This is a genomic window from Campylobacter sp. RM16188, from assembly GCF_012978795.1.
GTDB lineage: Bacteria > Campylobacterota > Campylobacteria > Campylobacterales > Campylobacteraceae > Campylobacter_A > Campylobacter_A canis.
The window spans coordinates 16,838-41,449 of sequence record NZ_LIWQ01000011.1 but is presented as its reverse complement, the minus strand read 5'-3'; the positions used below and the strand labels follow the sequence as shown (position 1 = coordinate 41,449).

The following is a 24,612-nucleotide window of genomic DNA, read 5'->3' as shown; positions in this document are numbered from 1 at the left end:
TAGCTCCTTTTATACGCTACGATCCGCGATGTTTTGCGTGTTGCTATCGCCCATCTGATTGTTGCCGCCTTTGATATTGGTTATATCGCCGCTATTTTCACCTCCCACGCTTACGCAGCCGCTGTTTAGCGAGTGGGAGTTGTTGCTGTTGATAATATTGATAAAATTTATACTCACTCCGCCGTAGCCTGCTACCGCTCGAACAAACCTCTCTTTCTCCTCGGGAAGCATAGCGTCCATGCGCCTAAAGACATCTAAAATTTGACGGCGAAAGAGCCCCGCGTTTTTATTTGATTTTAGCGATGAGGATAGCGGCGTTTCGGACATAAGGTCGGTCTCTTTTTTAGTTATCCTTGAAACAAATTTATCCCTATTCACTCGGCGTCCTTTGGGTCGTTGCGAACTAAATAGACTTTAGCGGGACGGTTGCCGGCGCTGTTTTTTAGCTCTCTTATGTAGGCAAATAGCACGTCTTGAGTAGCTTTGTTCGCCTCATAGATGGCTTCTAGCTTGATAATCGTGTCCGAAATAGTTTTATCTTGGGCTTGCATATAGCCGAATTTTTCACTTTGTAGCTTAAAATTCTCCTCTTCTAAACGCTTTATCTCGCGCTTAAGTTCGTCTTCTCGCTTATAAAGCTCTTCTATGCGCATATTTAGCCTTACGGTATCTGAGCAATCCTCCCTATAGGCGATTTGTAAATTTTCAAGCTCTCTTTTGGTTCTATTTAGCTTTGAGTTGAGCTCCTCAAACTCGCTAGGCGGCAGGGGACGAGAGCGTGATAGGGCTTTGGCTCTATAATCCTCTATGAGTTTGTCCTTTTGTTTTAACTGCTCATTTATGTCGGCTAGGCGCTTTTGCTCATCCAATATCGCCTTTTCTAGCTCTTGCTCTGCCCAGATGCGGAAATTTTTAGCCTCTTTGGAGCGGATAAACATACCAATCTTAATAATGCCGCGGAGCGTCCATTTGATAATAGGTTTTTTAAACTTATTTGTGTCTATTAAAAAATGAATATTTTCTAAAATTTCATCATCGTGTAGTCGCTTGTGTTCTTTGATTGTTGAAATTTTTACTCCGTAGTTCTCAGCAACATATTCGGTAGTAAAAGTTTTAGAATTTAAAAATTCAACTTGTGTGTTTGAGTGTGTGGATAAAAAATTCATCTTAAACCTTTCAATTTTTGATTTTAAATCATAATTTGAAAGAATTATACTATTTTAAATAATAAAAGTCAATATTTTTTTTATTATAGATAATATTTTTTGTCAAAAACTTATTTTAAACTAGAGAGACAAAAATTCTGTCTCTCTAAATTTCTTTCAACAACTCTTTAAAAGCTATAAGTTTTGAAATTTTAGTTTTTAGCTCTTTATTCTCGAGCATAAGCTCCAAAAGATACCTGTAGGTTGGCGGCACTTCGCCTTTAGTTATCCATTGTGCAGGTGTGCCTGAATTCACCTTGATAATTTCCGCCAACTCTCTTTGTGTGATATTTAGCTCTTTACATACTTTTTTTACTATGTTGTCGCTACTATCCATATCGACTCCTTTTAAATTTAAGCGATTTTATCATAACTGCGCTTAAAGGGCTTTGGAAGGCGTAACCTTAACCGCGCTTGCTATAAATTTATCAATGCTCGCTTTTGAATATAGCACAGTGCGAGGTCCTAACTTAAATTTCTCTATGTATCCGGCGTTTACATATCTCCATAATGTCGTATTGCACCATCCATATAGCTCTTTAACTTGTTTTGTGGTTAAAAATTCTCCGTTCATTTTAGCTCCTTTTATACGCTACGATCGGCGGTGATTTGCTTGGTGATATACTTATCGTCTCCGTCATCATACTCAAGCATAGAGTAGGCGATAGAAAACAGCGCAACGTCTTTTAATTCGTTTTTAGTTATCACCCTCTATCCTTAGTCAAACAGTCCGTCTTTGGCTATACGAAGCTCACAATATGCCGGGTCAAACTCCCCGCCTGCGATCTTTGTGTGTTTTTCATCCGTCCAAACTCTAATCCATGCTTGCTCGTAATCAACGCTGATAACTTCATAAAATTTATCTTGATCGGGTAGTGAACCTAAATACGGAATTTTAACTTCAAGCTTTTGCATCGGTAAGTTCCTTTTCATATATATCTCTCATAAAAGTATCCGCAAAAGATACTTTTATGCCGTTTTTTTTGGCAAACTTATACTCCATCCATATGCCTTTTGAGTTGAGCACCATCTCTATTTCTCTCATGCTGTTCATCCCGGTGCTGATAAAAATTTCATCGCAACTTCTAAGCTGGGCAAAGCATATTTGCATAGCTTCATCGTGAGTCATATGCTCACACTGATACATGTTTGTAAGCACAGGGCTAAAAAGCTCGACGCGCTCATCCTCGTAAAAAGTATTAGCTCTTCTCATTAAACCAAGAGCAGCATGGCGGACATGGGTATCACTCTTTTTTTTAAGCTCGGTATATGGCGAGCAGACATAAATTCTTTTAACCGGTTTCATTTTGTATCCTTTAAACTTTGCCAATCGCCGCCGTTGTTGATTTTGTATGAAACAACACTATCTAGCGCTCCGTCTTTCTTGTCAAGCTCTCTAGTAGCTAGCTCTATGTAGGCCGCTGCGTCTCGCCAGCTGTCTATGTAGTCCCGGTTGCCGTCTAAAACTCTCGCTATCTTATGAAAGCACATATCGATAGCTTCTTTTTGGTATGACTCTAGTTTTGCCCAATTCCTGCCTCTTCTTGCAACCTCTTTTAATCCTTGTGAAATTAGAGCGTGCTCTCTAAACTCACCGTGTATCTTTTGTCTTTCTTCTAAAATTTTATCTACACTCATATTTTTGCCTTAAAACGGTATAACATCATCATCTGCGTAAGATGAGGCGTCTAAATTCTCATCCGCAGGCGGCACGTCTTGGTGCTCTCTTTTCTGCGGAGCGCTCCAAACTACATCATAGAGCATATCTTCTTTAGCGTTTTCGCCTACATTAAAAAGAGCGATATAGGCTTTATATCCGGGAATTAGCGGACTTTCTATATAGCCACTAATGAAGTTTTTAGCTCCGTCCTTGCTTTGTCTGTGCCATAAAGCACCTATGATCTGCCTAGCGCCTTCGTAGCCTTTAGGCTTTTGAAGCGCAATCTGATAATCGGGGAAATTCGCGTTTTTGGCTTTATCCTCTTTGCTTGTCTTTAAAAGTGCTACTTGAAGCGGTCTAAGAAACGGGAAATTTAACATCCCACCTGCATAGCCGACCTTATCGCCGTCTGCATTAACGTATTCCATACGTTTGAAATATCCTACGTTCACCTTATTCTCCTTATAAATTAACTAAAATTTGCGTAACTATTACAAAACTTACAATCAAAGCGGCGATGAAAAGCCTAGTTATCATCACTGCTAACTCTGCTTCAACGACATCATCTTCTACCTCGATTTCTATTTGGTTAAATCTCTCTATAATCTCATTTGCGCTTACGGCTTCAGGCGGCATCATGGCTTGACGATCAAGCATCTTGTCGTGGCGCATAGTGCTAAGAGTGCTTATAAACTTAAGCATATCCGCTTGCTCTTTGGTTAATTTCTCGCCGCGCTTTTTCTTTTCTAGAATTTCAAGAGCTTCAATCTCAAGCGCCTCGTAGCTTGCAGCTATCAAGACATTATTTCGCTCGATATCAACCTTGGTATTTTTAACCGCACTTTCAAGCGAGCTTCTTGTGATAAGCGCTACAACGTCTTTATTTTCACTCATGGCTAGAGTTACTTTGTTTTTAACCGCTTCGTTCCAGTTAAATTTGGCTTTCCAGCGATTTATGCTTGAACTTGAAGCTTTTAGCCCTCGCTCTTTTAGCTTTTCAGCCAGAGCCTCTTCGCTTATAGGTTTAAAGTCGTTTTCGTAGCAAGCGCTATCTAAAAAGATTTCAAAGGCGATTTTTTGAATTTCGTTCATCTTTTTGCCCTGTTACAAATTATTTTTAGATATATAATCAAGCATTAGATCAAAAGCTTCCAATGTAGCGACTTTATTTTTATATGAATGTTTGTCATTAATTCTAGAAACAAGTATCATAAATCCATCTCTTGTTAATAGAGTATGGTTATTTTTGTATTTGATGTTTTTGTTAGTAAAATCATCAATAGGAAGTTCGTTCACAAACTCAACTATTTGTTCGTGCTTTCTGTTAAAAATTTTAGAAATTTGTAAAGAATCAATATATAAAACCTTATCGATGTAGGTTAACTTTATAAAATAGTTTTTAATGTTTACTATTTTTTCCATGACATATCCTTTTGTGTAGTTGTGTCTTATGTGTCTTATGATTCATAAAAAATCGTAAGACAGAAAAAAGCCCTAAAATACTATGTTTAATAAAAAGTTGTCTTATTAAGGTTGAGAATTGTAAGACAGCATTTAGATACGATACTATCGTTACTTTCTTTATTAAGTTTTTTATCTGTCTTATTATTTTTACTATATTGCTTATAGAATTTTTTAAAAAAAATAAAAAATCAAAAAAAATAAAATTTTCTATAGCCAATATAGGGGAAAAAATTGTGTGACAATAAGACAAGGCAGACCTAGCCCCTATAAAATCGCTTTTTGTCTGTCTTATGACGGATAAAAAATCATAAGACAATCGTAAGACAGTAAGTCTATTCATCTGCTTTTGCTCCGTTTGCTTGGTATATACTCATGCTTTCAATCATAACCGCTTGACCGCCAAAATTCACGGTGTCAAAGTCTAAATTTGAGTTGATCTTAACTCCAAATGTGCAATACGGTCTCTCGTTTGTAAGCCCGACATAGCACGCTTGTAATCGCTTTTGTCCGCCACTTATGACAATGTTATTAATCAGACACTCATCGCGCAAAGCTCTAAAGAAGTTTTTTTCTTTAAGTGGCGTGCCGCCTTTTTCCTCTATGAAGCTTTTATAAACCCCGTATAGATATTTGTTTGGCACCATATAGTTTTCATCTGCAACAATCGCATCTCTAACAAAAGCGCGTATAGGATTTACTTCATCTTTATACTCTTCAAGCTCTGATAACATGCGCTTAGAGCGTGTAAATTTGCCTTGAGTGATAAGGCGTTTAAGACCGCTAAGAGCAAGGTTAAAAATGCCAGCCATCTCGTCGTTAAAGCGCTCAGATAGACCTCTTATCTTTTGGCTATCTTTTACCTCTTTGTCAAAGCTAATCAAAACCATACGTCTAAATACGCCGTTATCTATGCCTTGGCGCGGTTTTTCATTGCCGGCAAAAGCCAGCTTTGGCTTTTCGTTTGGCATTAGGTTAAACGGTTTTTCGTTTTTCGGGTTGATCATGATGGAGTCTTTTGTGGAGACTAGGGCTTTAAGGTTAGCCATCTGTCCCTTGTCGGTTCCGTTTTTATCGATCTCACTACCTATATTTATAAGTTTGTTAGCAAGTCCGTATAACTGGTGCCCTTCAAATTGCTGTAGCTGGAGACTTGACACGTTGTCCTCTCCGAAAAAGTTGCGAATGGTATCAAGTATAACGCTCTTGCCGTTGGCACCGCTTTTACCGTATAAAAACAAAAAGCTTTCAAAATCGTGACTTGGCAAAAAGCAATAACCGATAAATTCCATTAGCGTCTTGATGTCGTCTTCATCGCTCATAACATCTTTTAAAAATTTATCCCACTTAGGGCACTTGGCGTCTTTGTCATATTTAAATTCAAGTATGTTTAGTGCTCCGTCTTTTATGTCGTGGTGCGTTTTAAAGGTGATATGCCCGTTTTTGCTTATGAAAATCGTGCCGTTTAATAAATTTATGATACGTCTTTGCTCGTCTCTTTTTATATGATCTAGCACATAGGCTTTGTTTACAAGGTTTTCAATAATCTCTTTTGAATTATTTACGCTACGTTTTTTAGTATCTACATAGGCTATATTCATCCAAACGTTTTGTAAAAAGTTGCTAAGCGTAGTCAAATTTAGCCTTGCGTAGTGTGTGCCAGTCCAAAAATAAAGCTCGTTTTGATATTGGGCCAAGTGATAGCCTAGCTTATAAAGAGAGCTTTCAAAACTAGCCACCATGTCTATAATATGTGTTTGGTGGTAGTTCTTTCGCAGAGTCGATGATATTTTAAAGGCTTCATCAAACGCCTTTGCAAAACGATCAAACCTCTCTTCTTCTACCTCGGTTACAAGGAAATTTTTAAGATACTCATTTTTAAAGCATTCGTATCTTTCGCTGCCTATAGATTTTTTAAGAGCTTTTGCGTTATCTAAAACAATATCAATATACTCATCGTCAAGCTCGCCTTTAACCGGGAAGATGTTGATATAGTTTCCGTTTTCGTCGCGCGCTAAAAATTCGTTTGTAACTTCATCAAAATACTTAACGATTTTCTTTTGTTTAAACGCTTCAAGTTCTTTTCTTGCCTCCGGATAGTATTCGCAAATTTCATCTAGTATCGCATTTGTAGGTTTAAAGCAGCTAAAAGCGATAAGATCAAATATAGAGTTTGCGGCAAGCCTTGGCATATTTGAGGCTATAAAATCGCTTATGTCATAGTTATGCGGTAGGTTTTTTGCTATGGCGTAAAACAAAACTATCTGCACGCTTTTTGCGATATCTTTTAGCTCATAAAATTTCTTAATAGCGTTTTTATATCCTGCCTCGTCATGATCAAACCATATATAGACATGTTTGTCCCTTAAAAGCTCTTTATGAGGTTCAAAACTTGCCGTAACCCCACCTAGAGTAAGCACGTTTATATCAAAACTTAGCAAATTTAGCGCATCTTTTTCACCTTCGCAGATGATAACTCTATCGTCGGTATGCGCTTTAAAGTAGGATATAGGAAACGGATATGCACTTGCGTCAGCTTCGCCTATCCACTTGCCGGGCATCCTCTCGCTTGTAAGGGTTTTAGCCTCTTTGTCCCATCTGAATTTTTGTCTATATTTAAAATTTACAGGCTCGCCTTTTTCGTCTCTTATGATGACGACAAAGCTTTTTTGCTCCATATCGTAACCTAAAAGCTCTTTTGAATAGGCCTCAAAAGTCTGCGAAAAATATGCAGGGAAAATGTCCTCAATCTTATCTTTTAACAGATCGTAGTTATTTTTCCTTGCTAGTAAAAGCTCGGGAGCCGTTTTAGCAAGGCGAAATTTAAGATTTTTAACGCGTTTTTCTTTCTCTGCCGCCTCTTTAGCCAATCTTGCTTCGTTTTCTTCGCGCATAAGCTTTTGGTGTGCTTCATAAGCGGCACGCTCTTCTTCACTCATGGCTTTTACGTTGATATTGTTTGGAATATTGAAAAAATCACATACTTTTTTAGCCGCTTGAGTTGGGCTAAGCTGTTCTTTGAGTTCTATAAATTTAACTATATCACCGCTTGTATTGCATGCAAAACACTTAAAAAACGCTTCGTCGCCGTTTGAGGTAATACCAAGGCTTGGAGTAGAATGGTTATGATCGTGAAAAGGGCAAAAAGCATTTGTGCCTCTAAACTCTATACCGTAAATAGCGCTCACAAAGTCTTTAAACTGCTCTTTTGATACGGTTTGCTTTATAGTCTGAAATATATTATCCATTTTAATAACCTATCTCTACATATTTGCCACTGTTTAATGGTACTTCGGTTTGAGTTTGCAAACAATAGTAAAAACAGTCCGAATTGCTATCAAGTCCTGCGCCTTGGCAAAACTCTATGGCGTCCTGCTCGCTTGCAAACAAAGCGACTAGCCAGCTATTCTCTTGAATCACTTCTGCATCTACAAGAGCGTCATATAAAAACTTCTCTTTATACTTGAGTCTTCCCGTGCTATCAAACCAGTCGTCGCTATTTTCTATCTCATCAAGCACAATTCTATAAACCGCGTAATTTAAAATTTCACTCATAATAAGCCTCTTATCGTCTCTCTTAATCTTTTCTCTATTATTTCGCAATATTTAGGCTCTATCTCGCAGCCTATGAAGTTTCTGTTTAGCTCTTTACAAGCCGCCGCAGTCGTGCCGCTACCCATAAAAGGGTCAAATACTAAGTCATTCTCTTTTGAGCCGATTGAAATTTGCTGTTTAATTATCTCTAGCGGCTTTTCGCTCGGATGTCCAAACTCGCTTTTTTTGCAGTTATGAATACTTAGCCTTGACGTGCCTTTTATCTTCACGCCTTTTTCTCTGATATAAACAATCCACTCAAGGTCGGGCTTAAACGTATTATTTGTAAAAGGCGAGGCATTTGGTTTGTGCCAAGCTAACTCTGCTATGTTATAGCCATTGTCATATCCCCATTGCATTATTCTTGGTTTTTGTCTACTGGAGCAAAACATAAAGATATTTACTTTTTTACAAATTCTTTTAATCTCATTTAGTGTGGCTTCAATATCAAAGCCTTTAGAAATTTTGTCAAGGTTGCCATTTTGATAGACTGGGCGCTTGCCTAAGCCACCACCCTTAGTGTGTATCTCATAAGGTGGGTCGGTTACTACCAAATCCACACAATTATCAGGCATAGACTTCATAAACTCCAAGCAGTCGATGTTGTAGATTTTGTTTAGCTCAAAGCTCATTTTTACTCTCTGCCATTAAAAATTCATCAATCTTTTGTGCAAGCTCTTCAAGCTCAAAAAACTCTCGCGGGACAAAAGCTATCTCTATAATCAAGTTATCACCGATAGTAGTTTGTGAGGTCTCATGCTCGCATGCCGGGCTAAATTTACCTCTTAAAGATATGACAAAAGGTCCTTGCAGCTTGCCTTCGTATCTATACCAGCCAATAAAATCATCAAGACCAAGATAGCTTATAAGCTCATCGATGGTTGATTTTAGAGGTTTGGTTAGCTCGGATTTGGCAAAACTCACATCTAAAAATCTATTTCTTTGAGATATTTTTTCAAGCAGCTGTAAATTTGTCATACTCGGTTCTCTTCTTTTAAATCTTGCTCTAAGATTTCATCCGCAAATAGGCTGCTTTGCTTGATGTAAATTTTTAAAAGTTTGCCGACAATGCGTGCAAAATCAGGATTTTTAAACTTAAAATTCCTAAAATAGTGATAGACGCAATGCTCGCTTTTGCCGACTCTTTTGGCTACAAAACGGGCAATGTCTTTCTCACTAGCGCCACACTCAAGGGCTTTATAATAAAGCTCCGAGATCTCTTCAAAATGAGGACATTTGTAGTTGCTATGAACATACAAAAGCCCGTCTTTAAAAACAAATCTATCTTGCCTGCCGTTTTTCTTATCAAGATATGACAGGTTTTGCATATCTTTTTTTGTAATACCGAAGTATGTTTCCACGGCGTTAAGCGAGATAAATTCGCGGTTCATCTTAATCCTCTGAAAATAGATAAAAAGCGATACCGCCGATAAGAGCGCCACCCGCAAAGGTCGCCATGCTTATAAACATGATCGAATAAAATATGAAATCAGGCATATTGCCCTCCTTTAAAATTCACTCTTTAAGCTCCTTTGGGATAGAATGGAGTCCGCAAAACACTAACCCAAAAGGAGCCAAAACAATGAACGATAGTCAAAAACAAACTGAGCTCTTAGAAAAACTTCTTGAAGAGCTCAAGGTGTCAAACGATCTAAAAATTTTAGAACTCATGCTGAAATATAATGCCGATGTCAGCATGTTTTTCGGCAAGTTTTTTGAGCAGGACGGCAGAGAGGCCGAACTAGTCCCCCTTGCCGATCTCGCCCACGACCTCATAAATGAAGCTAGAAAGAGACCTCTCTAAGCTCTCAGCCGAGTATTTTCTTTGTCTAAAGATGTTTGCAAGGAGATCTTTAACCTCTTGCAAGCTCTCTTTAGACTCAACTACTCCCAGAAGCTCTTTAGCTTTTGCTACTCGAGCTTCACACTTAGCTATCTGAGCTTGAAGCTTTAAAATTTCAAGCTCATTCGCACTTATATCCGCTTGCAAAAATAGCTTTATATCGCTCTTTTGCTTTTGAAAATCAGGCATTTTCATCTCCTAAATTTTTGATATAAATTTCACCTTTGCCGTAGTAGAGCCAGTCCATGTTGATGCCATAGTAGTCTTTAAGCATATACGCCCACTCAAGAGGGAAGAGGACTTTGCCTTTTATAACTTGGTTATAGATAAACATAGAGCTGCGGAAAATTCGAACCGCCAACTCAACTTTTGGTAGTCCAAGCGCCATCCTAGCTATATCCAGTCTTTTGCCCGGAGTGCTTAAATCGTTTGGCGTGACGGGATATACGATGTTCATTTTGACAGTTCCTTTTAGCGTTATTTAGGTATAATGTAAAAATATTTAACGATAACTTTAAATATTTTGTATGAATTATACCAACAATTGTTAGTTATGTCAATAGTTATACTAACAAATTTTGCCTTAAAAAGGAAAAAAATGGAAAATTTGGAAGCCGTTTTGGCAAGGGCAAGGGCTGTTTTAGGGGTAAAGACTGATAAGCAGATGTGTGAAATTTTAGATATTCCATACGGCACGCTGGATATGTGGAAGGTTAGAAAGAAAATTCCGAAAGGAAGGCTTTTAGAGATTGCCGCCAAATTAAACGTAACACCGGAGTATTTACAAACAGGCGTAAATATATCAAACAATACAAATTCCGTAGTCGTTAATGGCTCAAATATAGGGACTATTAATAACGGACATCATCAAACTGAAGTGAGTAAAGAGCTAATGGAAGTAATAGAGCTTTTTAAAGAATATGGCAATACAAAGATGCTTAATAAATTTAAAACCGAACTTTTAAAAATCAAGGAGTTAGTTGATGGATAAAACGATAATAACCGATAACGAAAAAAGCATTATAGTAAACGGTGATAATAACGGGATTATAAATATAATATCCAAAAATAGCCCTTTATCTTTAAAAGATAGTTTATACGATCAAATGATGGATGTAATCAATGATATATTTTGTAAAAAACCCGTAACTAGAAAAGGGCATAAGATATTTTGGTGTTTTATCGAGCTTACATCTTATGATGACGATGAGATAGATAGCGACACAGCCGAAAAATTTAAATGGTATTTGATAAAATCTTTGAGAATAAAAACAATGCTTGATTATAAGGTTTGTTATTTTATGTTTAAATCCGCTTATGATAGCTATATAGCTAAAAAAGAGATTTGGGATAACAGACTTGACGATATTTACAATTTCGTCAAAAGAGAAGATTTTAGGCTATATAAAGGATATGCCGATTTTTTAGAGGAAGAGATAAGAAATTTCGTATTTAAACAAGCTATAGCCAAAGAGATTATTTCTGCTGCGGCGAAGCAAGAGCAGATACAAGGGCTAGAGGGTGTTAAAGCCGATGATAAGTTTTACTTGAAAAAAATGGACGATAACGGCTTTATCTATAAAAACTTTGAAATATTATTAAATAGTGAATTTGGGCGAAGATCTTTTTATCAAGAAAATTTTTAAGAGATTCGCTGCACGGAAGCGTGAAGCTAACATCGCTAAATGCGCATTATCAAGACATAGTGTTAAAGGACGAGGAAGTAAATGAGCTTAAGGTGATAGGAAAGGTCGTGTGTAAATTTTCTATCAATATGAAGGTGTTTTAAAATTTAAGGAGTTGTTATGAAAAAGACTTTGGCTATTCTTTCTGCGGCTGTTTGTTTGTTGTCAGCGGGAGGGTTTGAGTATCATGCAAGTAGCCTAATCGGCTACACAATAGTTGATGTTAAGACTATAAAAGGCAGTTTCAATGGTTGTGAGCTAGGAAAAAAAATATTTTTTACAGATGGCACATACGTTACATGTAGCGGCTTAGGGATTTCTATAGCTATTATGCCAGAAGCTGTTATATTTGCCAGACAATATCAAGGGTATACTTTTTTTAAGATGTATGTTGATGGCGACATTTACGATATAAATTAGTTTTTATTCGATAGCAGAATAGAGAAACTGCGCGTAAATTTATTGGTTTTGAAATTTTAAGGAGTTGTTGTGAAAAAAGTTTTAGTTATTCTTGCTGCAGCTGTTTGTTTGTTAAATGGGCTTGGGTTTGAGTTTCGTGCGCCTGAATTGATCGGGTATACTATAGTTGATGTTAAGACTGTAGCTGACGATTTTGAAGGTTGTGATTATGATAAAAAAATCATTTTTACAGACGACACATATGTAACTTGTAATAGTTATGGGTATTCTTATTCTTATAGGCCAAAAGCTGTTATATTTGCCACACAATATAACGGGCATACTCTTTTTAAGATGTATGTGAATGGAAATGTTTACAGTATAAGATAGTTTTTTGCACGATAGTAGAGTAGAGAAACTGTATGTAAAATTTATTAGATTTGAAATTTTAAGGAGTTGTTATGAAGAGAATTTTGTTTGTGATAATCGCGCTATTTTTGGCGTTTGATTTCTCTTTGGCGGCAGGATCAAAGAGAGTCGGAGGATATGTTAAGAAGAACGGAACTTATGTAGCTCCGCACTATAAGACTAATAAGGATTATAGTAAATTTAATAATTACTCTACAAAAGGCAATATAAACCCATATACGGGCAAAAAAGGAACAAAGGATCCGTTTAAGATATATAAATAAGAGTTGTATGAAAAAAGAGTTGCAGCAAAAAATGCAGGCTTAAGCTTTGAAACGATAATTAATATTAGATATACTTTTTAGTTGCCTAGGTCATTTAAAATTTTTACTAATTCATGAACTCTTGTAGATGGATTATCATTAGCCGGGTCTAGCGTAGGGTATGATTTCAAAAGATTTTCTGCGTTTTGTATTGCTTTTTGTTGTAGACTTTTTAGCCTATCATATATTTTTTCAACATATTCTACTTTTTTGATACTTTGTTCATCTAAGTCTTTAAAGTCTTGTGGGTGCTGATTTTTGAGGAGTTTAATAACATGTTTTAATATATCATCTCTTGTTATAGCAGTGTCTATGTATTTAAAATGCAATAAATACCATAATTCAAATGAATCATTACTATACGCAACTTCGATACTATTCTTTTTTGCATCTTTTAGCGCATTGTTAAAATTATTAGGTGTGTGGCCTATGCGCTGCATTCCAATAGAAGAATCTCTATCTATCACAATCCATCTGTGTTTAAAATCTTTATACGTGGCCCCTATATGCTGTTGTTTATATTCCATTAGATCTTTTAACACCCCTGATGGATCTGAGTGCCTGTGTGCAGCAATAACAAAAGATCCTGGCAATATTTTTTTTGATTCCTTTAATTCTTGTATGATTTTTTTAAAGTATGCAGGGGCTGAAACACTATCCTCGCATGCTATTATCACCCCTTGGATTTGTGATCTTGAATTTTTATTTTTTCTACGCATCTTTTTCGTCCGTTTTGGAGTAATGCTCTAATATAGAGTAGTCTATATATGGGGTTGCTCCATATTTCCCTTGCATATATTCTTTTTCAACGTTGCTATTTTTTCTGACCCCTTTTATATCTAATAAAGAGTATAGTTCGGTTGCCCCATACTTGTCTTTTTGTGTGAACCAAACTTGGTCTCTGTCAAAGACTTTAAATAAATTTACATCGTGTGTAGTAAAAATAATTTGAGCATTGTTTTTGTTATATTCACTATTAAAAAGCTCTATCAGAACTGCGGTTATGCCCGGATGTAGGCTAGCCTCTAGTTCATCTATTAAAATGATTTTTCCTTTTTCCAAAGTATCAAATATCGGACCTAGTGTTCTAAAAAGCTTTCTGGTGCCGAAAGACTCATGGATATTTAAGTCAAAAAATGTATGGGTATGATATTCTTTTTTCTCATTGTATACATCATGTAATGTGTTGATTATTGTATTTTTCATCTTTTGAATATCTTTTTTTTCTTCTTCTGGCATCTGCAAAGCATCTAGTATGACTTGAGGTATTGGTGGCACATCCTCTTCGGTGCAAGAGATATCTTTAATGCCTGTATCCATTTTATTAATAAAATCAGATATTTTTTTTCTAAAAACTTCATCTCTTTTTGTTCTGTGTGAAGTATACCCGCTATATTGGTCGCTTCTTGATCCATCGATCATGCCAATACGGTCTGCCCATTCTAATATGCTTTTTGAAATTTCCCCTCCCTCTTCATCGCATTTCCATAAAAAAAGCCTATTCTGCGATAGTTTAATTTTTGAAGTTAAAGCATCAAAAAAAGGAGCTCCTTCTTTAAATTTTACCTTATTCACATAATCTTTACTATGCTTGTCCCTTTCAAAAAGAATAGTTTTTTTACCTTTTTGGTCAGCATATAAATACTCTTTATAAATTGTTGTAGAATCGGAAGAAAGTCCGTAAGTGTATTTAGTATTATCTATAATGAATATCACTTCAAAAGATGTTGGAGCGTTTGAAGTTTCGGTACTTAAAAGAAAAGGTTTATGCTCTAATTTGTCTATAGATTGTATCACTCTTTTTCTATTTGAGATGGTGTTTGATATAAAATATAGTGCTTTTAAAACGTTACTTTTACCACTAGCATTTGCTCCATATATTACTGCAGTTTTTAAAATGTTAAAATTTCTTATACTTACAACACTATCAGAGCGTTTTGTATCTGCTATCATGCTAAAATCTATTTTGTTACCAAAAGATAAGAAATTTTCTATATTAAAACCAATAAGCATTTTGAACCCTTCTCAAAAAGATATCAGCGAATTGTATCATAATTAAGCTCTTTTTTGAACTTTTTTTACAAAATCAAGGTTTATTATAAAAATATTAATAGTAAAAATATATAAAATTTAGGAAAAACACTTTTAAACTGCTTTAAAAAAATATTGGAGTAGTTTTAGATGAGTGATGATCTTGAGCTTATAAATGAAGCGTTTAATAATCTTGAAGAGCAAAAGAATAGATTTTTAGAGTGTGAAAGGATATTTAAGGCCAAATATAAAGAGGATAAAAAAGGCCGCACTACTAAACTAAAGGCAAGCGATCGCTCACGCTCAAAGCTATATATACCGCTTGTAAAAACTACCGTATTTATCATCCACGCAATATTTAAAACCTCGTTTATGTCAGATCGTTGCCCGATAGAGATAACCAGAATCGGGCTAAGAAATGAAGACGATCTGATACTTCAAAACGCACTTACCGCAGCGCTCAAAAATAGATGGGCGAAAAAAGAGCATAAAATCGGACTATCTAAGGCAGTTTTATCGTCTCTTTATCTTCCGCTTGGGATAGTAAGCCTCTTTTTTGATAAGCAGATGAACGATATAAGAACTAGGTTTATACCGATAACCGATCTTGCTTTTGACAAAAGAGCAAGCGATATAAACGACATCGAATACGTGGCTTACAAGTGGAATCAGTCCATAAGGGAAGTGAAACAAAAGATAAAAGCAGGCTTTTACAAAAAGAAAGACAGCGAAAAGATATTTTCCGGGAATTTACGCTTGAGCGATAGAGTGAAAATGCAGGATCTATATGAAAAGAGCTACTCAAACGGGCAGGTAAGGTGGAAGCTAAAAAGCTACGCAAATGATGTGCTTGTAAGAGAGGCGACATTTTCTCGTCTGCCGTTTCACTTTGGCTACTGCATAGAGGCTATGCCTAGTATAGATATCGAGGCAAGAGAGGATGAAAACGCCGTATATGGTTCATGTGTGCCGGAACTTGTAGCTGAAATCCAAGAAGAATACAACATCAAACGCAATCAAAAAATAGACATCACCGAAAACCAGATAGACCCACCTATAGCCATTAATGCAAACGGGGACGGAAGTGTCGCGGTAAGCGATTTGGTCCAGAGAAAAAAGGTTATAAGAACACAGCTTGGCCCGGGTGTCAGAATAAGCGACGTTATAATGCCGATGCCTGTAGCAGGCACATATCAGCTTAGCGAAGAGATAGCGATGCTAGCAAAAGAGTATGAGATAGCAACAGGTGTAAATAGCGTAATGACAGGACAAACTAGCCCAAGCGATAGAAGGGCTATGGGCGCCTTGCAAACGGTTAATGCCGCAAGCTCAATGAGAATAGAGTCGATGCTACAAACTCTGCTTGAAACAATGCTTCAAAGCTATGCTCAGCATTTTGTGGAGCTGCTTTATAGATATGTAAGTGATGAGGAATTTGTAAGGCTTACCGAGGATGTAGAGATAGTATCAAAGATAGGAAGCCTGAATGAGCGTAAGAACTCAAAGCTTGATTTTGATGTGGCGGTAAATTTTGGCACTACGATAGCAAACGAAGTGAAAATCAACCAGCTTAACGGACTTCTTGGTGTGCTTGCACAAAACAATATGAATGCTCCGACAATAACTTCTCAAATTTTAAAAGAAATCTTAACTCTTATCCTTGGCGAAAATGCGCCTATCGAGCAGATAGGCATTGCGATGCAGATGATGATGCAAGCTGCTAATGCGCAAGACGCAGGAGAGGCTGCTATAGCGGAAGAGGTGCCACAAGATGGCGTAGAAGAGAGTGTTCCAAGCGAAGAGGAGCTGGAGATGGTGGCAATAATGAACGGAGGAGTTTAGCTTTGAACTACTACATCATTCCACGCTTTTTTATGCTGATACTTTATCACAGAATCATTTTTTAAAAGGTCAACATATTTTTCTATAAATTCCGCAGGGTCAAAAATCAATCGCAGATAATATTTTAATGTATCATATACGCCGTTTACTATAACTTGGCAACCGTGAATTTGAGCTATACGATCAACTTCTATTTTTATACTATCCCAGTCGGCGTTATTCATATTTACAGTTGTCAATAGGTAATATCTATCTGTTTTAAAAGATTTAAATTTTTCAAAAGCATCTTTAATTAAATCCGGAGTAATTACGATAAGATGCTTTATTTCTACGGCTTCAAACGGTTCGCCGTTGCTTCTTATAATATCCACGTCTCCGATACGTCCCGATTGTCTATCTGCAGAGGTGTGAGAAGCAATCGGGCAAAGAATTTTATCCTCATATCTTTTTACCTGCTTCATAATGCATTCATATGCAGCAAAAATAGCCAGTGAAGGTAGCCTTGAGGCTCCGTGGCAATCATAACTATATTCAAAATGTCGTTTTAATAATTCAATTATAGATTCGATTGACAATTTATGCGGCTTGGCTAGATTTATGTCTAGCAGTTCTCTTTGCTCTATTAATAGCGCAAAAATTAATTTTAAGGTAGTTTCAGGGTCCATGTCGTTTGTTTGGACTTCGTTAATGATTTTTAAAAATGCATACTTCACTTCTTGCGGAGTGATTTTCCCTGAATATGATAAATCATACGGATATGGCTGTTCAAGCGATCTGGTTAACCAGCCGCTTGAGGACATAGCAGGGAATTTGTTTTCTTTAAAAAATGGAGTTACGTAATTAGCATCTATCGTTCTACCGGAAAACCCGCCGCTCATGTTTTTTTGGTGATAGCGGATATCTTGGTTCGGGTATAAAATTTTTTCTAAAAGCAGTGTACTAATTACTGCTAATACGGCTTTTGCCCTTTCTGAATTGTCGACTATTATTTTTATCAAACTAATATTTTCATCGGAAAAATTACTACAAATATCGGCTATATCTTCTTTATTTGCGTTATTTAAAATTTCGTTTAATTTTTCTTTATAATCCATTTTGTACCTTTAAAAAAATTGTTTTTTTATCTGCTCTGCTACGGCTTCAATCATGGGAACGCATACCGAGTTTCCTAGTTGTTTATATTGTTCGCTTTGAGAACTAGGACGGTTAAAATCGCTAGGAAAACCCATTATCCTCCAACACTCTTTTAATGTAAGCTTACGAACTCTATTGTCCGGTAGCAAGATAAAGAATCTCCCTGAACTTTCTTGAGATGGGAGTGTGGGATGAGAGCCTAGCGCCGAATATATTCTATTGGGCTGTTTATGAACTCTTGAAAGGTGTTCTGTTTGCGGACGAACGCCTACTTTGCGAATAGTTTTATTACGATAACCGGCAAAAATTAAACCAGACGAGGCTTGTTGCTTAGTATCGTTGAGTAGTGTATATTCATTTTTATCTAAAAATTCAAATTCACCTACGGTATCTAAAAAATCAATCAATTTCTTTTGGGGAGAGCGTGCCAAGGTTGAGAAATCAAATTTATTTTTTTTTGCAGCAATTATCACAATTCGCTCCCTATTTTGCGGAACCCCAAAATGCAAACTGTTTAAAACTTTCCAATTCACGTGATAGCCTAAATTTTCAAGATTATAAATTATAGTGTTTAAGGTATTCCCTTTGTCGTGATGAACTAAATGTTTAACATTTTCTAGGAAGATAACCGCAGGTTGCTTGGATTTAACTATACGGCATATCTCAAAAAAAAGAGTTCCTCTAGTATCTTCAAAACCTAATTTTTTACCAGATATACTAAACGGCTGGCATGGAAATCCTGCGCATAATATATCATGTTTAGGTACTTGTTTTAAGCTAATATTATGAATGTCCCCAAGCGGCGTTTCGTTAAAATTGGCAGCATACGTCTTTTGGCATTCTATGTTTATATCGGATGACATTACGCACCCAAACCCTTGTTTTTCCATGCCTAAACGTATGCCACCGACTCCGCAAAATAAGTCGACAAATTTAATGTTTTGTTTGCTTTTCCACATTGGTATGTATTTATTGCTCTCAATCTTGTTTGTATCGTAATTTCTTTATAAATTTTAGCGGATTCAAGCTTAAAATCAAAACTTTTCCAAAATGAAGCGTTAAAAATATATAAATTTTAGGACGCTCATTTATAAAATAGTTTTAAAAATTTTCAAAGGAGTTAAAAAATGCGACATAAGGCAATGTTTTTGTTGCTTGGCACGATCGTGGCTATGGCGAGTAACGGGCTTTCGATTTATCGAAAAGGAGAAGAAGAGGGGCAGATCAGCGGTGGGAATATCGGTGATGTTGTGGTTAGGGATGTCGGGAGTCAAAATCCTACCGCCATAATAATAATTTCTGAAAGTGAGTGGGAGGCTATGCCAAAAGATGAAGAGGCAGCCGCAGAGATAGAGGAAGCTAGCAAAAGCAAGGAAAATTTAAAAGAGGAACTTGCAAAAGCTAAGAACAAAATTTCAGAGCTTGAGGCTGAGCTTGCAGAATCTAAAAATAACATCATAAAGCTTGAAGCGGCGCTTGCCAAGGCTAAATCAAAAAAAGGAAGCAAGGCAGACAGTGAGGGCAAAGGCGATGATGATAAGGGCTCGCAGGAAGGGTCTTTAAACCTAGTAAACGATGGTAAGGAGTAAAAATGCCTGATATATACGACCAAGAATTAGACGGCATAGAAACTGCGGCTACAGAAGATAAGAAAGAGGCAGAGACGGCGACAAAAGAAGCCGCCCCTGAAATCAAAACACCGGAAAGAGTGGTAGACAAAGACGTATCTAAAACAAAAGCGCCCGAGGAAGAAGGAGTAAGGCTAAGTAAGGATGAATATGAGAGCTTTAAAAGATCACAACACAAAGAGGAGCTCAATGCTTTAGAGGCTAGCTTTAAGAAGCAGTATCCTGATTTTGATATGGAGAAAGTAAAAGAAAAAATCATAGAAATTGACGCTAAGAGTCCGGGCTTTGCGGAGAATTATTTTAACCCGCTTGGGATTGAAAATGTTTATCTGACTCACTTTAAAGGCAAAACTATAGAGGCTGACGATGAGTTTGACATAGGAAGAGGTATCGGCGGAGGAAGCAGCAAGGCTGAGATGATTGGCAAGATAAACAAAGGTGAGGCAAGCTTGAGCGATAAGCAGGCCTTTTATGCAAAATATTTCTAAAGAAAAAGGAGTTAAGAGATGCCAACATTAAAAGAGGGGCTTATAGCATCAGAAGAGGCTTTTGGTAAGTCCGGGGTGGACTTAGAAAACACAATTAAACAGATAGGATGGAGATCTACACCGTTTCTTTCATCTATAGGGACAGCGGCGCCTGCTGATAGAAGCTCAAACGTGGCTCTTGGGCATCAGTGGCACTATGATGAGTTGCCGGACGGTGAGCTTGCGAATGCGCATGCTGAAGGTGGGGCAAAATCTGCTCTTAAATATAGTATAGGCGGAACTTTAAAAAATCACTTTCAGATCGTGAAAAACGCTTACGGCATCACAGGCTCGGAACAGCCTAGCAGAAGAGTTGATGGCAAGGCGGTTTTAGCAAACGAGGGTGAACATGCATCGGTAAGACATAAAAAGAGTATAGAAAAGATACTTTTGAGTGATCAGGCAGCCGTGCAAAGAGTTAAGTCAAGTTCAACCGTAGGTAAATGCGGTGGGCTAAAAAGCTTTGTAACTAGCGTGAATACGGTAGATGCAAAAAATGCAGCTTTAAGTATGCAGCTTATCAGAGATCTGCTCAAAATAGGCTATATGAAAGATCGCCCTTATGATTTTTTAATCATGGCGGATACTCAACAAGATAGGCTTATGGATATCTTAGACAAGATTAAACAAGCCGATATGAAGGTTGATTATTTAAACGACAAGATTCAAGTAATCAATTCGCAATACGGCAACAATGTGAAAATTTTGCTTTCTCCTGAGCTTGCAAATAATGAGATCATAGCCTATAGATCAGAGGATATTCTCAAAGTAAATTGGCGTCCGATGGAAGTTAGAGAGCTTCCAACCAGTGATGACGCGATCGAAAAAGAGATTATAAGCGAATTTACACTTAGAGTTTGTACTCCGGTTGCCTTTGCGTGGCTAAAGAACCTAAAAGCAGACTAGGAGTAAACAGTGAAACTAGGAGCATTTAAAGAACAGCTTCAAATTTTTACCAGAGGAGATATAAAGCTTCCCGGATTTGACGAGCTTAAAATGCTCATGGATGATGTGGCCGCAGATATACATCGCGCGGTCACTCCGCTTGAAAAAATTGAGCTAGATACGCTTGATTTTGAGGTGGATTACCATATAAACGATAAGTATTTCGTGAGGAAATTTAAAAGCATCGAGGATAACGATGAGTTTAATATAGATTTTGTTGATGAAATGCTTATAAACGCTCTTATAAACGGCATAGCGCTTAAGAGATGTTATGACGAGAAGAAGTTTGCAAAATACAACAGAGCTTATTTAAAAGCTCTTAGCGTGTACGAAATAAACAACTTTGATGAGAGAAGCTATGAGATGGATAGCGCTCTTGCCGCAAAAGGCTGGCTAAAGCCGTATGACATCAATTATGCGCTTGACACTAGATATGTTTGGGATGAAGAGTTTATAAACAAGCTTGATTTTTGGATGGCAAATATCCATACAGCTAAAAATTTGTCGTATAGGAAATTTGTGTATCTATTCATCGACTTTCAAAACGGAAAAGCTGATTCAAGAAGAGATTTAAGAGAGCTTGATAGGTTGATGAAAGCTAGAATAAGGCCATAAGGGGCGCAGTATGTCGTGACTAGAGACGGCATACTGCTTTAATAAAAAAATAATAAGGGGTTTGGAATGAATAAGGAATTTACGCAAATTTGTAGAGAGATTTTAGCTCTTGGGGATATGATTAGAAATAGCGGGCTTAACGAACAACTCATCGCCGGTAGCGTAGAGGAAGCTAGACAAATAAAAGAACAGATCGAAAAAATACGCGATCAAATTTTGGCTCATACAGGTGGCGACGGAATTAGTGAAGAGAGCCTAAACGAGATAAAAAATGAGCTAAATTTAAAGCTAAGTATAGCGGCCGCAGAGGCTCTTTATGTTACAAAAGAGGAGTTGCCTAGCATAGATGGTTTGTTGAGCAATGAAAACGCAGAAGCTACGTATCTAAAAATAGAAGCAGCCGATACTAAATTCGCGACAAAAGAAGAACTTACGGCGGCAAGTCTTGGCGGTGGAAGCGGCGGAGAAAATAGCGCAGCGATACGGCAGCTTCAAAATTCAATCAATGTAAAACTCGGTAAGGATGAAGCGGAAGGTATTTATGCAAAAATTTCACAAATCCCAAGTGTAGAAGGGCTGCTTAGCACCCAAACAGCGGAAGAGACATATCTTAAAAAAGTTGATAAACCAAATATTGACAATCTCGCCACAAAAGCAGAGTTGGAAAACTACGCTACAAAAGAGCAAATCCCTGATGTAGGCGGTTTTATAACTCAAACACAAGGTGATGAGAGATACGCTCTTAAAGGGCAAGGCGACGGCAACGGAAGCGGGCTTGATCCTGATTTGTTTCTGCAAAAAAACGATGCCGAGAGCATGTATGCTAAAAAAGCATCAGTTGAAGTTTTAGAAAACGGGAAGCTCGGCAAAAGTGAAAAGGCTACCGATAGTGCGCTTTTTAACGGCAATAGCGAAGAAATGTTTGTAAAACATAGCGATACGTCAGAAACCGCGACAAATTTATCCGTGGTTAAGCGCACGGCTAATGGAAGTATAGTCGCTACAGATGTAAACGTCAGCGGTAATTTAAATTTAGCCGATACTCAAACTGAGGACGGGGCGCTTGTTTCTGATGCGCATATAGTTTTTAGCGAAGCTACCGGTAAAGCTTTAATGAGAGGAAGCGTGAATAAATTAAAGCAGCTTGTAACTCCTGATTTGAGCGGGTATTTGGCATCAAATGCAGCGGACGTTATTTATGCCAAAAAAGGCGAGATTCCTAATTTGTCAGGGTATTTGCAAACTTCCGCAGCAGACAATAGGTACCAAAGCAAGTCCGCTATGAGTGGTTACCTGACTACTGCGGCGGCTGACGGCAAATATGCTTTAAGGTCTCAAATTCCCAATTTGTCAGGCTATCTTACGCAAAACTCTGCTGACTTAAGATATGAGAAAAAAGGTCAAGGAGGACTAAGTGCGGAAATAAATAAAAGTGAAAACGGATATATTAAGTTTTCAAACGGGCTTATTTTACAATGGGGCGTTACCGGCAAATTTGGTGGATATACTGACTATAGAGGCGGGGATAAAAAAACTTTATTTCCGATAGCGTTTCCAAATACCTTGCTCCAAGTGTCTTGCACCGTAATGGCAAGTTTGGAAAACGAGAGCAATACCTCCCCTAGTAGTGCTAATTTTAGCGTGTGTGTAGGAAAATGGGATAAAACAGGAATGTTTATTCTAGCCTCTGATAGGTTCCCAACTTCAGATAGCGTAAGTGATTATTACAACAATAGACTTAAGATCAAATATATCGCCATAGGGTATTAGGAGGCAAATATGAAGTATGTGCATTATGACAAAGAGAGCATGCAGATACAAGGGTTTTATGACGAAGAGGCGCATAGAGAGATACCTACTCCTTGTTTTAAAATAAGCGATAAAGAGTGGCAAAAAGCATTAGACGAGGGGGCTAATTTTGTAAATTTAAAAGACAATAGCTTGTTTTGCAAAGTTTCAAAAACAGATAAAAAAATGAAGCAAAAAGCAGAGATTGTAAGCTCAATAGCTCAGATTGAAGAAAAGATACAAAAAGCTTTGTTTCTAGGAGAAGAAGAAAACCTATCAAGCTTAAGAAGCGAATATAAAAAGATGCTTTCTGAATTAGAAAAGCTTTAAAAAAAAGGAGATGGTTTACTATGTGGGCATTCTTGTCAAAATTTTATCATCTGCTTCCGTTTAGTAAAGTTTGGATAGTAGTGCTTGCGGGTGTAGCTGGCATAGTGGGCGGTCTTGCAGTTTTAAATTATGCTCTTAAAACGCAGATTAAAAATATAAATCAGGAGTTAACACAGACTAGGCTTGATTTGGCTAATAAAGAGATGCAGCGATCGCTTACGCTAGCAAATTTAGGCGAATGTAATGCAAAAATTGATCTGCAAAACGCAGAGATAAAGAAAATTGCGCTTGATAATGAGAAGCTAAAAAATATCCGGTCTGAAATAAAAAAAGAGGTGGAAGTAAGGTATAAAACAATCAAAGTGCCCACAAAAGATAGCAAATGTGAAGCAAGGCTTGGCTATTACGAAAATCTATTTAAGGAGCTAGGAAGATGAAAAGGGCAAAGACAGCTCCAAGAAGAGCATATTTTATCCACAGAGTTAAGAAGTTTATCCTTGCAAGAGCTAGAGAGATAACATTTTATCTCATTTTAACAAGTGTGATCTTGCTAAGTGGATGTAGCGCAAAGCCTGAAATCATTACACGTACCGAATATCAAAATGTTTATTTGCCGGCAAAATGCAGAGTAGAGCTACCTCAAAAACCTAAATTTGATGAAAGCAAACTAGAAAGTGCAAAAGAGATAGCCAAATATTATCAGGAGATAGAAAGGCTACTGGTGGAGTGTGTGGATGAGTGATTTGCAAAACTTTTTTAATAATCTGCATGTTTATTGGCAAGCCGCAATAATCGGTATAGCAGGTGGAATTTTGGGCGGAGATGTTAAAAACGCTTCGATGAATAGGGTAAAAGGATGGAGATGGTGGGTTGCTACCGGCTTTGCTTCAGCTTCATCGGTTTTTACCTGTTTGATAGTTTTTTTGATAGCACATCCAATAACAGGCAGTGAAGAAGCGGCGCTTGGCTTGGGTGGGTATTGTGCTTGGAGAGGTGCGGAGTGGACAAAGAGCAAGATAAATAAATTATTAGACAGAAGAGTAAGCTCTGATCTTAGTTATAGGGGCTACTCATACGGCGGAGATATTGAAGAAGCCAAAACAGATAGACGAAAAAAGTATGAGGACGATGAGTATGAATATCCAAGACCGCCAAGGGTTGATATGAGCAAAAACTATAAGATGATGGAGTAGA

General features: G+C 37.3%; 39 protein-coding genes. 17 read left to right on the top strand and 22 right to left on the bottom strand.

Going from position 1 to position 24,612, the window contains the following annotated elements; all coding sequences use genetic code 11:
* Positions 1-9: 9 nt before the first annotated feature.
* From CDOM16188_RS07795 to CDOM16188_RS07725, 16 genes are all read right to left on the bottom strand, one after another.
* Complete coding sequence (locus CDOM16188_RS07795) at positions 10-378, bottom strand: hypothetical protein (RefSeq protein ID WP_172201128.1); 369 nt, start codon at positions 376-378, stop codon at positions 10-12.
* Positions 375-1,166 (bottom strand): hypothetical protein, encoded by a 792-nt coding sequence (locus CDOM16188_RS07790; protein WP_172201127.1) that lies wholly within the window; start codon positions 1,164-1,166, stop codon positions 375-377. The genes CDOM16188_RS07795 and CDOM16188_RS07790 overlap by 4 nt, the downstream gene beginning before the upstream one ends.
* 145 nt (positions 1,167-1,311) lie before the next feature.
* Positions 1,312-1,542 carry an XRE family transcriptional regulator gene (locus tag CDOM16188_RS07785; protein ID WP_172201126.1) on the bottom strand — a complete coding sequence of 77 codons (231 nt, stop codon included), beginning with the start codon at positions 1,540-1,542 and terminating at the stop codon, positions 1,312-1,314.
* Positions 1,543-1,584: 42 nt separating this feature from the next.
* Positions 1,585-1,779: an AlpA family transcriptional regulator gene (locus CDOM16188_RS07780; RefSeq protein ID WP_172201125.1), complete on the bottom strand. Its 195-nt coding sequence runs from the start codon at positions 1,777-1,779 to the stop codon at positions 1,585-1,587.
* Between the two features lie 11 nt (positions 1,780-1,790).
* A complete protein-coding gene (locus CDOM16188_RS11440; protein WP_301538609.1) occupies positions 1,791-1,913 on the bottom strand; it encodes a hypothetical protein in 123 nt (40 codons plus the stop codon).
* 9 nt (positions 1,914-1,922) lie between these two features.
* Positions 1,923-2,120 (bottom strand): hypothetical protein, encoded by a 198-nt coding sequence (locus tag CDOM16188_RS07775; RefSeq protein WP_172201124.1) that lies wholly within the window; start codon positions 2,118-2,120, stop codon positions 1,923-1,925.
* Positions 2,107-2,511, bottom strand: a complete 405-nt coding sequence (locus CDOM16188_RS07770) for a DUF4406 domain-containing protein (RefSeq protein ID WP_172201123.1) — start codon at positions 2,509-2,511, stop codon at positions 2,107-2,109. The genes CDOM16188_RS07775 and CDOM16188_RS07770 overlap by 14 nt, the downstream gene beginning before the upstream one ends.
* Positions 2,508-2,843 carry a hypothetical protein gene (locus CDOM16188_RS07765; protein WP_172201122.1) on the bottom strand — a complete coding sequence of 112 codons (336 nt, stop codon included), beginning with the start codon at positions 2,841-2,843 and terminating at the stop codon, positions 2,508-2,510. The genes CDOM16188_RS07770 and CDOM16188_RS07765 overlap by 4 nt, the downstream gene beginning before the upstream one ends.
* A gap of 9 nt (positions 2,844-2,852) precedes the next feature.
* The gene (locus CDOM16188_RS07760) at positions 2,853-3,317 is read right to left on the bottom strand and encodes a DUF736 family protein (RefSeq protein ID WP_172201120.1); all 465 of its coding nucleotides are present in this window, start codon (positions 3,315-3,317) and stop codon (positions 2,853-2,855) included.
* A 10-nt stretch (positions 3,318-3,327) separates the two neighbouring features.
* On the bottom strand, positions 3,328-3,957 hold the full coding sequence (locus CDOM16188_RS07755) for a hypothetical protein (protein WP_172201118.1): 630 nt from the start codon (positions 3,955-3,957) through the stop codon (positions 3,328-3,330).
* A 12-nt stretch (positions 3,958-3,969) separates the two neighbouring features.
* Positions 3,970-4,287 carry a Rha family transcriptional regulator gene (locus CDOM16188_RS07750; protein ID WP_172201116.1) on the bottom strand — a complete coding sequence of 106 codons (318 nt, stop codon included), beginning with the start codon at positions 4,285-4,287 and terminating at the stop codon, positions 3,970-3,972.
* Between the two features lie 374 nt (positions 4,288-4,661).
* A complete protein-coding gene (locus CDOM16188_RS07745) occupies positions 4,662-7,574 on the bottom strand; it encodes a phage/plasmid primase, P4 family (RefSeq protein ID WP_172201114.1) in 2,913 nt (970 codons plus the stop codon).
* A gap of 1 nt (position 7,575) precedes the next feature.
* Positions 7,576-7,881: a hypothetical protein gene (locus tag CDOM16188_RS07740; RefSeq protein WP_172201112.1), complete on the bottom strand. Its 306-nt coding sequence runs from the start codon at positions 7,879-7,881 to the stop codon at positions 7,576-7,578.
* Positions 7,878-8,552 (bottom strand): site-specific DNA-methyltransferase, encoded by a 675-nt coding sequence (locus CDOM16188_RS07735; RefSeq protein WP_172201110.1) that lies wholly within the window; start codon positions 8,550-8,552, stop codon positions 7,878-7,880. The genes CDOM16188_RS07740 and CDOM16188_RS07735 overlap by 4 nt, the downstream gene beginning before the upstream one ends.
* Positions 8,542-8,898 (bottom strand): hypothetical protein, encoded by a 357-nt coding sequence (locus CDOM16188_RS07730; RefSeq protein WP_172201108.1) that lies wholly within the window; start codon positions 8,896-8,898, stop codon positions 8,542-8,544. The genes CDOM16188_RS07735 and CDOM16188_RS07730 overlap by 11 nt, the downstream gene beginning before the upstream one ends.
* A complete protein-coding gene (locus tag CDOM16188_RS07725) occupies positions 8,895-9,311 on the bottom strand; it encodes a hypothetical protein (RefSeq protein ID WP_172201106.1) in 417 nt (138 codons plus the stop codon). Before CDOM16188_RS07725 ends, CDOM16188_RS07730 begins: the two co-directional genes overlap by 4 nt.
* Before the next feature lie 92 nt (positions 9,312-9,403).
* On the opposite strand from CDOM16188_RS07725, the gene CDOM16188_RS07720 reads away from it, so the two are divergent.
* Positions 9,404-9,724 carry a hypothetical protein gene (locus CDOM16188_RS07720; RefSeq protein WP_172201104.1) on the top strand — a complete coding sequence of 107 codons (321 nt, stop codon included), beginning with the start codon at positions 9,404-9,406 and terminating at the stop codon, positions 9,722-9,724.
* On the opposite strand, the gene CDOM16188_RS07715 is transcribed toward CDOM16188_RS07720, so the two are convergent.
* Both CDOM16188_RS07715 and CDOM16188_RS07710 read right to left on the bottom strand, forming a co-directional pair.
* A complete protein-coding gene (locus tag CDOM16188_RS07715; protein ID WP_172201102.1) occupies positions 9,662-9,952 on the bottom strand; it encodes a hypothetical protein in 291 nt (96 codons plus the stop codon). The two genes, CDOM16188_RS07720 and CDOM16188_RS07715, sit on opposite strands and share 63 nt — an antisense overlap.
* Complete coding sequence (locus CDOM16188_RS07710; protein WP_172201100.1) at positions 9,945-10,220, bottom strand: hypothetical protein; 276 nt, start codon at positions 10,218-10,220, stop codon at positions 9,945-9,947. Before CDOM16188_RS07710 ends, CDOM16188_RS07715 begins: the two co-directional genes overlap by 8 nt.
* 141 nt (positions 10,221-10,361) lie before the next feature.
* Between CDOM16188_RS07710 and CDOM16188_RS07705 the strand changes: the two genes are divergently transcribed.
* From CDOM16188_RS07705 to CDOM16188_RS07685, 6 genes are all read left to right on the top strand, one after another.
* Positions 10,362-10,754, top strand: coding sequence for a helix-turn-helix domain-containing protein (locus CDOM16188_RS07705; protein ID WP_172201098.1), 393 nt, complete (start codon positions 10,362-10,364; stop codon positions 10,752-10,754).
* Complete coding sequence (locus CDOM16188_RS07700; protein ID WP_172201096.1) at positions 10,747-11,409, top strand: hypothetical protein; 663 nt, start codon at positions 10,747-10,749, stop codon at positions 11,407-11,409. Before CDOM16188_RS07705 ends, CDOM16188_RS07700 begins: the two co-directional genes overlap by 8 nt.
* 20 nt (positions 11,410-11,429) lie before the next feature.
* Complete coding sequence (locus CDOM16188_RS11205) at positions 11,430-11,552, top strand: S24 family peptidase (protein ID WP_216656267.1); 123 nt, start codon at positions 11,430-11,432, stop codon at positions 11,550-11,552.
* 16 nt (positions 11,553-11,568) lie between these two features.
* A complete protein-coding gene (locus CDOM16188_RS07695; protein WP_172201094.1) occupies positions 11,569-11,868 on the top strand; it encodes a hypothetical protein in 300 nt (99 codons plus the stop codon).
* Positions 11,869-11,937: 69 nt separating this feature from the next.
* Positions 11,938-12,237, top strand: a complete 300-nt coding sequence (locus tag CDOM16188_RS07690; RefSeq protein ID WP_172201092.1) for a hypothetical protein — start codon at positions 11,938-11,940, stop codon at positions 12,235-12,237.
* Positions 12,238-12,308: 71 nt separating this feature from the next.
* A complete protein-coding gene (locus tag CDOM16188_RS07685; protein WP_172201090.1) occupies positions 12,309-12,539 on the top strand; it encodes a hypothetical protein in 231 nt (76 codons plus the stop codon).
* Between the two features lie 77 nt (positions 12,540-12,616).
* Here the strand turns inward: CDOM16188_RS07685 and CDOM16188_RS07680 are convergent, their stop codons facing one another.
* A complete protein-coding gene (locus tag CDOM16188_RS07680; RefSeq protein WP_172201088.1) occupies positions 12,617-13,297 on the bottom strand; it encodes an RloB family protein in 681 nt (226 codons plus the stop codon).
* On the bottom strand, positions 13,290-14,591 hold the full coding sequence (locus CDOM16188_RS07675) for an ATP/GTP-binding protein (protein WP_172201086.1): 1,302 nt from the start codon (positions 14,589-14,591) through the stop codon (positions 13,290-13,292). The genes CDOM16188_RS07680 and CDOM16188_RS07675 overlap by 8 nt, the downstream gene beginning before the upstream one ends.
* A gap of 168 nt (positions 14,592-14,759) precedes the next feature.
* Between CDOM16188_RS07675 and CDOM16188_RS07670 the strand changes: the two genes are divergently transcribed.
* Complete coding sequence (locus CDOM16188_RS07670) at positions 14,760-16,451, top strand: hypothetical protein (RefSeq protein ID WP_172201084.1); 1,692 nt, start codon at positions 14,760-14,762, stop codon at positions 16,449-16,451.
* On the opposite strand, the gene CDOM16188_RS07665 is transcribed toward CDOM16188_RS07670, so the two are convergent.
* A complete protein-coding gene (locus CDOM16188_RS07665) occupies positions 16,448-17,545 on the bottom strand; it encodes a hypothetical protein (RefSeq protein ID WP_172201082.1) in 1,098 nt (365 codons plus the stop codon). The genes CDOM16188_RS07670 and CDOM16188_RS07665 overlap by 4 nt on opposite strands.
* Before the next feature lie 9 nt (positions 17,546-17,554).
* The gene (locus tag CDOM16188_RS07660; RefSeq protein WP_172201080.1) at positions 17,555-18,544 is read right to left on the bottom strand and encodes a DNA cytosine methyltransferase; all 990 of its coding nucleotides are present in this window, start codon (positions 18,542-18,544) and stop codon (positions 17,555-17,557) included.
* Positions 18,545-18,712: 168 nt separating this feature from the next.
* Here CDOM16188_RS07660 and CDOM16188_RS07655 point away from each other — a divergent pair, with 168 nt between their 5' ends.
* From CDOM16188_RS07655 to CDOM16188_RS07615, 9 genes are all read left to right on the top strand, one after another.
* Entirely contained in the window at positions 18,713-19,174 is a 462-nt protein-coding gene (locus CDOM16188_RS07655) for a hypothetical protein (protein ID WP_172201078.1), read from the top strand.
* 2 nt (positions 19,175-19,176) lie between these two features.
* On the top strand, positions 19,177-19,701 hold the full coding sequence (locus CDOM16188_RS07650; RefSeq protein WP_172201076.1) for a hypothetical protein: 525 nt from the start codon (positions 19,177-19,179) through the stop codon (positions 19,699-19,701).
* An 18-nt stretch (positions 19,702-19,719) separates the two neighbouring features.
* Positions 19,720-20,646 carry a DUF5309 family protein gene (locus tag CDOM16188_RS07645; protein WP_172201074.1) on the top strand — a complete coding sequence of 309 codons (927 nt, stop codon included), beginning with the start codon at positions 19,720-19,722 and terminating at the stop codon, positions 20,644-20,646.
* Between the two features lie 9 nt (positions 20,647-20,655).
* Positions 20,656-21,300, top strand: coding sequence for a hypothetical protein (locus tag CDOM16188_RS07640; protein WP_172201072.1), 645 nt, complete (start codon positions 20,656-20,658; stop codon positions 21,298-21,300).
* A gap of 66 nt (positions 21,301-21,366) precedes the next feature.
* Positions 21,367-23,070 carry a hypothetical protein gene (locus CDOM16188_RS07635; RefSeq protein ID WP_172201070.1) on the top strand — a complete coding sequence of 568 codons (1,704 nt, stop codon included), beginning with the start codon at positions 21,367-21,369 and terminating at the stop codon, positions 23,068-23,070.
* Between the two features lie 9 nt (positions 23,071-23,079).
* Positions 23,080-23,418, top strand: coding sequence for a hypothetical protein (locus tag CDOM16188_RS07630; RefSeq protein WP_172201068.1), 339 nt, complete (start codon positions 23,080-23,082; stop codon positions 23,416-23,418).
* Positions 23,419-23,438: 20 nt separating this feature from the next.
* The gene (locus CDOM16188_RS07625) at positions 23,439-23,855 is read left to right on the top strand and encodes a hypothetical protein (RefSeq protein ID WP_172201066.1); all 417 of its coding nucleotides are present in this window, start codon (positions 23,439-23,441) and stop codon (positions 23,853-23,855) included.
* Positions 23,852-24,160, top strand: a complete 309-nt coding sequence (locus CDOM16188_RS11305) for a hypothetical protein (protein WP_253908149.1) — start codon at positions 23,852-23,854, stop codon at positions 24,158-24,160. The genes CDOM16188_RS07625 and CDOM16188_RS11305 overlap by 4 nt, the downstream gene beginning before the upstream one ends.
* Positions 24,153-24,611 carry a hypothetical protein gene (locus CDOM16188_RS07615; RefSeq protein ID WP_172201063.1) on the top strand — a complete coding sequence of 153 codons (459 nt, stop codon included), beginning with the start codon at positions 24,153-24,155 and terminating at the stop codon, positions 24,609-24,611. Before CDOM16188_RS11305 ends, CDOM16188_RS07615 begins: the two co-directional genes overlap by 8 nt.
* Position 24,612: the final 1 nt, after the last annotated feature.

Bases quoted from the DNA above. Each gene is read 5' to 3' on its own strand.
- CDOM16188_RS07770 (WP_172201123.1), bottom strand. From the start codon at position 2,511: ATGAAACCGGTTAAAAGAATTTATGTCTGCTCGCCATATACCGAGCTT.
- CDOM16188_RS07720 (WP_172201104.1), top strand. From the start codon at position 9,404: ATGAAATCAGGCATATTGCCCTCCTTTAAAATTCACTCTTTAAGCTCC.
- CDOM16188_RS07780 (WP_172201125.1), bottom strand. From the start codon at position 1,779: ATGAACGGAGAATTTTTAACCACAAAACAAGTTAAAGAGCTATATGGA.
- CDOM16188_RS07635 (WP_172201070.1), top strand. From the start codon at position 21,367: ATGAATAAGGAATTTACGCAAATTTGTAGAGAGATTTTAGCTCTTGGG.
- CDOM16188_RS11305 (WP_253908149.1), top strand. From the start codon at position 23,852: ATGAAAAGGGCAAAGACAGCTCCAAGAAGAGCATATTTTATCCACAGA.
- CDOM16188_RS07615 (WP_172201063.1), top strand. From the start codon at position 24,153: ATGAGTGATTTGCAAAACTTTTTTAATAATCTGCATGTTTATTGGCAA.
- CDOM16188_RS07710 (WP_172201100.1), bottom strand. From the start codon at position 10,220: ATGAACATCGTATATCCCGTCACGCCAAACGATTTAAGCACTCCGGGC.
- CDOM16188_RS07645 (WP_172201074.1), top strand. From the start codon at position 19,720: ATGCCAACATTAAAAGAGGGGCTTATAGCATCAGAAGAGGCTTTTGGT.
- CDOM16188_RS07695 (WP_172201094.1), top strand. From the start codon at position 11,569: ATGAAAAAGACTTTGGCTATTCTTTCTGCGGCTGTTTGTTTGTTGTCA.
- CDOM16188_RS07735 (WP_172201110.1), bottom strand. From the start codon at position 8,552: ATGAGCTTTGAGCTAAACAAAATCTACAACATCGACTGCTTGGAGTTT.
- CDOM16188_RS07730 (WP_172201108.1), bottom strand. From the start codon at position 8,898: ATGACAAATTTACAGCTGCTTGAAAAAATATCTCAAAGAAATAGATTT.
- CDOM16188_RS07660 (WP_172201080.1), bottom strand. From the start codon at position 18,544: ATGTGGAAAAGCAAACAAAACATTAAATTTGTCGACTTATTTTGCGGA.
- CDOM16188_RS07630 (WP_172201068.1), top strand. From the start codon at position 23,080: ATGAAGTATGTGCATTATGACAAAGAGAGCATGCAGATACAAGGGTTT.
- CDOM16188_RS07670 (WP_172201084.1), top strand. From the start codon at position 14,760: ATGAGTGATGATCTTGAGCTTATAAATGAAGCGTTTAATAATCTTGAA.
- CDOM16188_RS07750 (WP_172201116.1), bottom strand. From the start codon at position 4,287: ATGGAAAAAATAGTAAACATTAAAAACTATTTTATAAAGTTAACCTAC.
- CDOM16188_RS07725 (WP_172201106.1), bottom strand. From the start codon at position 9,311: ATGAACCGCGAATTTATCTCGCTTAACGCCGTGGAAACATACTTCGGT.
- CDOM16188_RS07650 (WP_172201076.1), top strand. From the start codon at position 19,177: ATGCCTGATATATACGACCAAGAATTAGACGGCATAGAAACTGCGGCT.
- CDOM16188_RS07685 (WP_172201090.1), top strand. From the start codon at position 12,309: ATGAAGAGAATTTTGTTTGTGATAATCGCGCTATTTTTGGCGTTTGAT.
- CDOM16188_RS07675 (WP_172201086.1), bottom strand. From the start codon at position 14,591: ATGCTTATTGGTTTTAATATAGAAAATTTCTTATCTTTTGGTAACAAA.
- CDOM16188_RS07705 (WP_172201098.1), top strand. From the start codon at position 10,362: ATGGAAAATTTGGAAGCCGTTTTGGCAAGGGCAAGGGCTGTTTTAGGG.
- CDOM16188_RS07775 (WP_172201124.1), bottom strand. From the start codon at position 2,120: ATGCAAAAGCTTGAAGTTAAAATTCCGTATTTAGGTTCACTACCCGAT.
- CDOM16188_RS07700 (WP_172201096.1), top strand. From the start codon at position 10,747: ATGGATAAAACGATAATAACCGATAACGAAAAAAGCATTATAGTAAAC.
- CDOM16188_RS07745 (WP_172201114.1), bottom strand. From the start codon at position 7,574: ATGGATAATATATTTCAGACTATAAAGCAAACCGTATCAAAAGAGCAG.
- CDOM16188_RS07680 (WP_172201088.1), bottom strand. From the start codon at position 13,297: ATGCGTAGAAAAAATAAAAATTCAAGATCACAAATCCAAGGGGTGATA.
- CDOM16188_RS07665 (WP_172201082.1), bottom strand. From the start codon at position 17,545: ATGGATTATAAAGAAAAATTAAACGAAATTTTAAATAACGCAAATAAA.
- CDOM16188_RS07655 (WP_172201078.1), top strand. From the start codon at position 18,713: ATGCGACATAAGGCAATGTTTTTGTTGCTTGGCACGATCGTGGCTATG.
- CDOM16188_RS07790 (WP_172201127.1), bottom strand. From the start codon at position 1,166: ATGAATTTTTTATCCACACACTCAAACACACAAGTTGAATTTTTAAAT.
- CDOM16188_RS07765 (WP_172201122.1), bottom strand. From the start codon at position 2,843: ATGAGTGTAGATAAAATTTTAGAAGAAAGACAAAAGATACACGGTGAG.
- CDOM16188_RS07785 (WP_172201126.1), bottom strand. From the start codon at position 1,542: ATGGATAGTAGCGACAACATAGTAAAAAAAGTATGTAAAGAGCTAAAT.
- CDOM16188_RS07740 (WP_172201112.1), bottom strand. From the start codon at position 7,881: ATGAGTGAAATTTTAAATTACGCGGTTTATAGAATTGTGCTTGATGAG.
- CDOM16188_RS07715 (WP_172201102.1), bottom strand. From the start codon at position 9,952: ATGCCTGATTTTCAAAAGCAAAAGAGCGATATAAAGCTATTTTTGCAA.
- CDOM16188_RS07755 (WP_172201118.1), bottom strand. From the start codon at position 3,957: ATGAACGAAATTCAAAAAATCGCCTTTGAAATCTTTTTAGATAGCGCT.
- CDOM16188_RS07625 (WP_172201066.1), top strand. From the start codon at position 23,439: ATGTGGGCATTCTTGTCAAAATTTTATCATCTGCTTCCGTTTAGTAAA.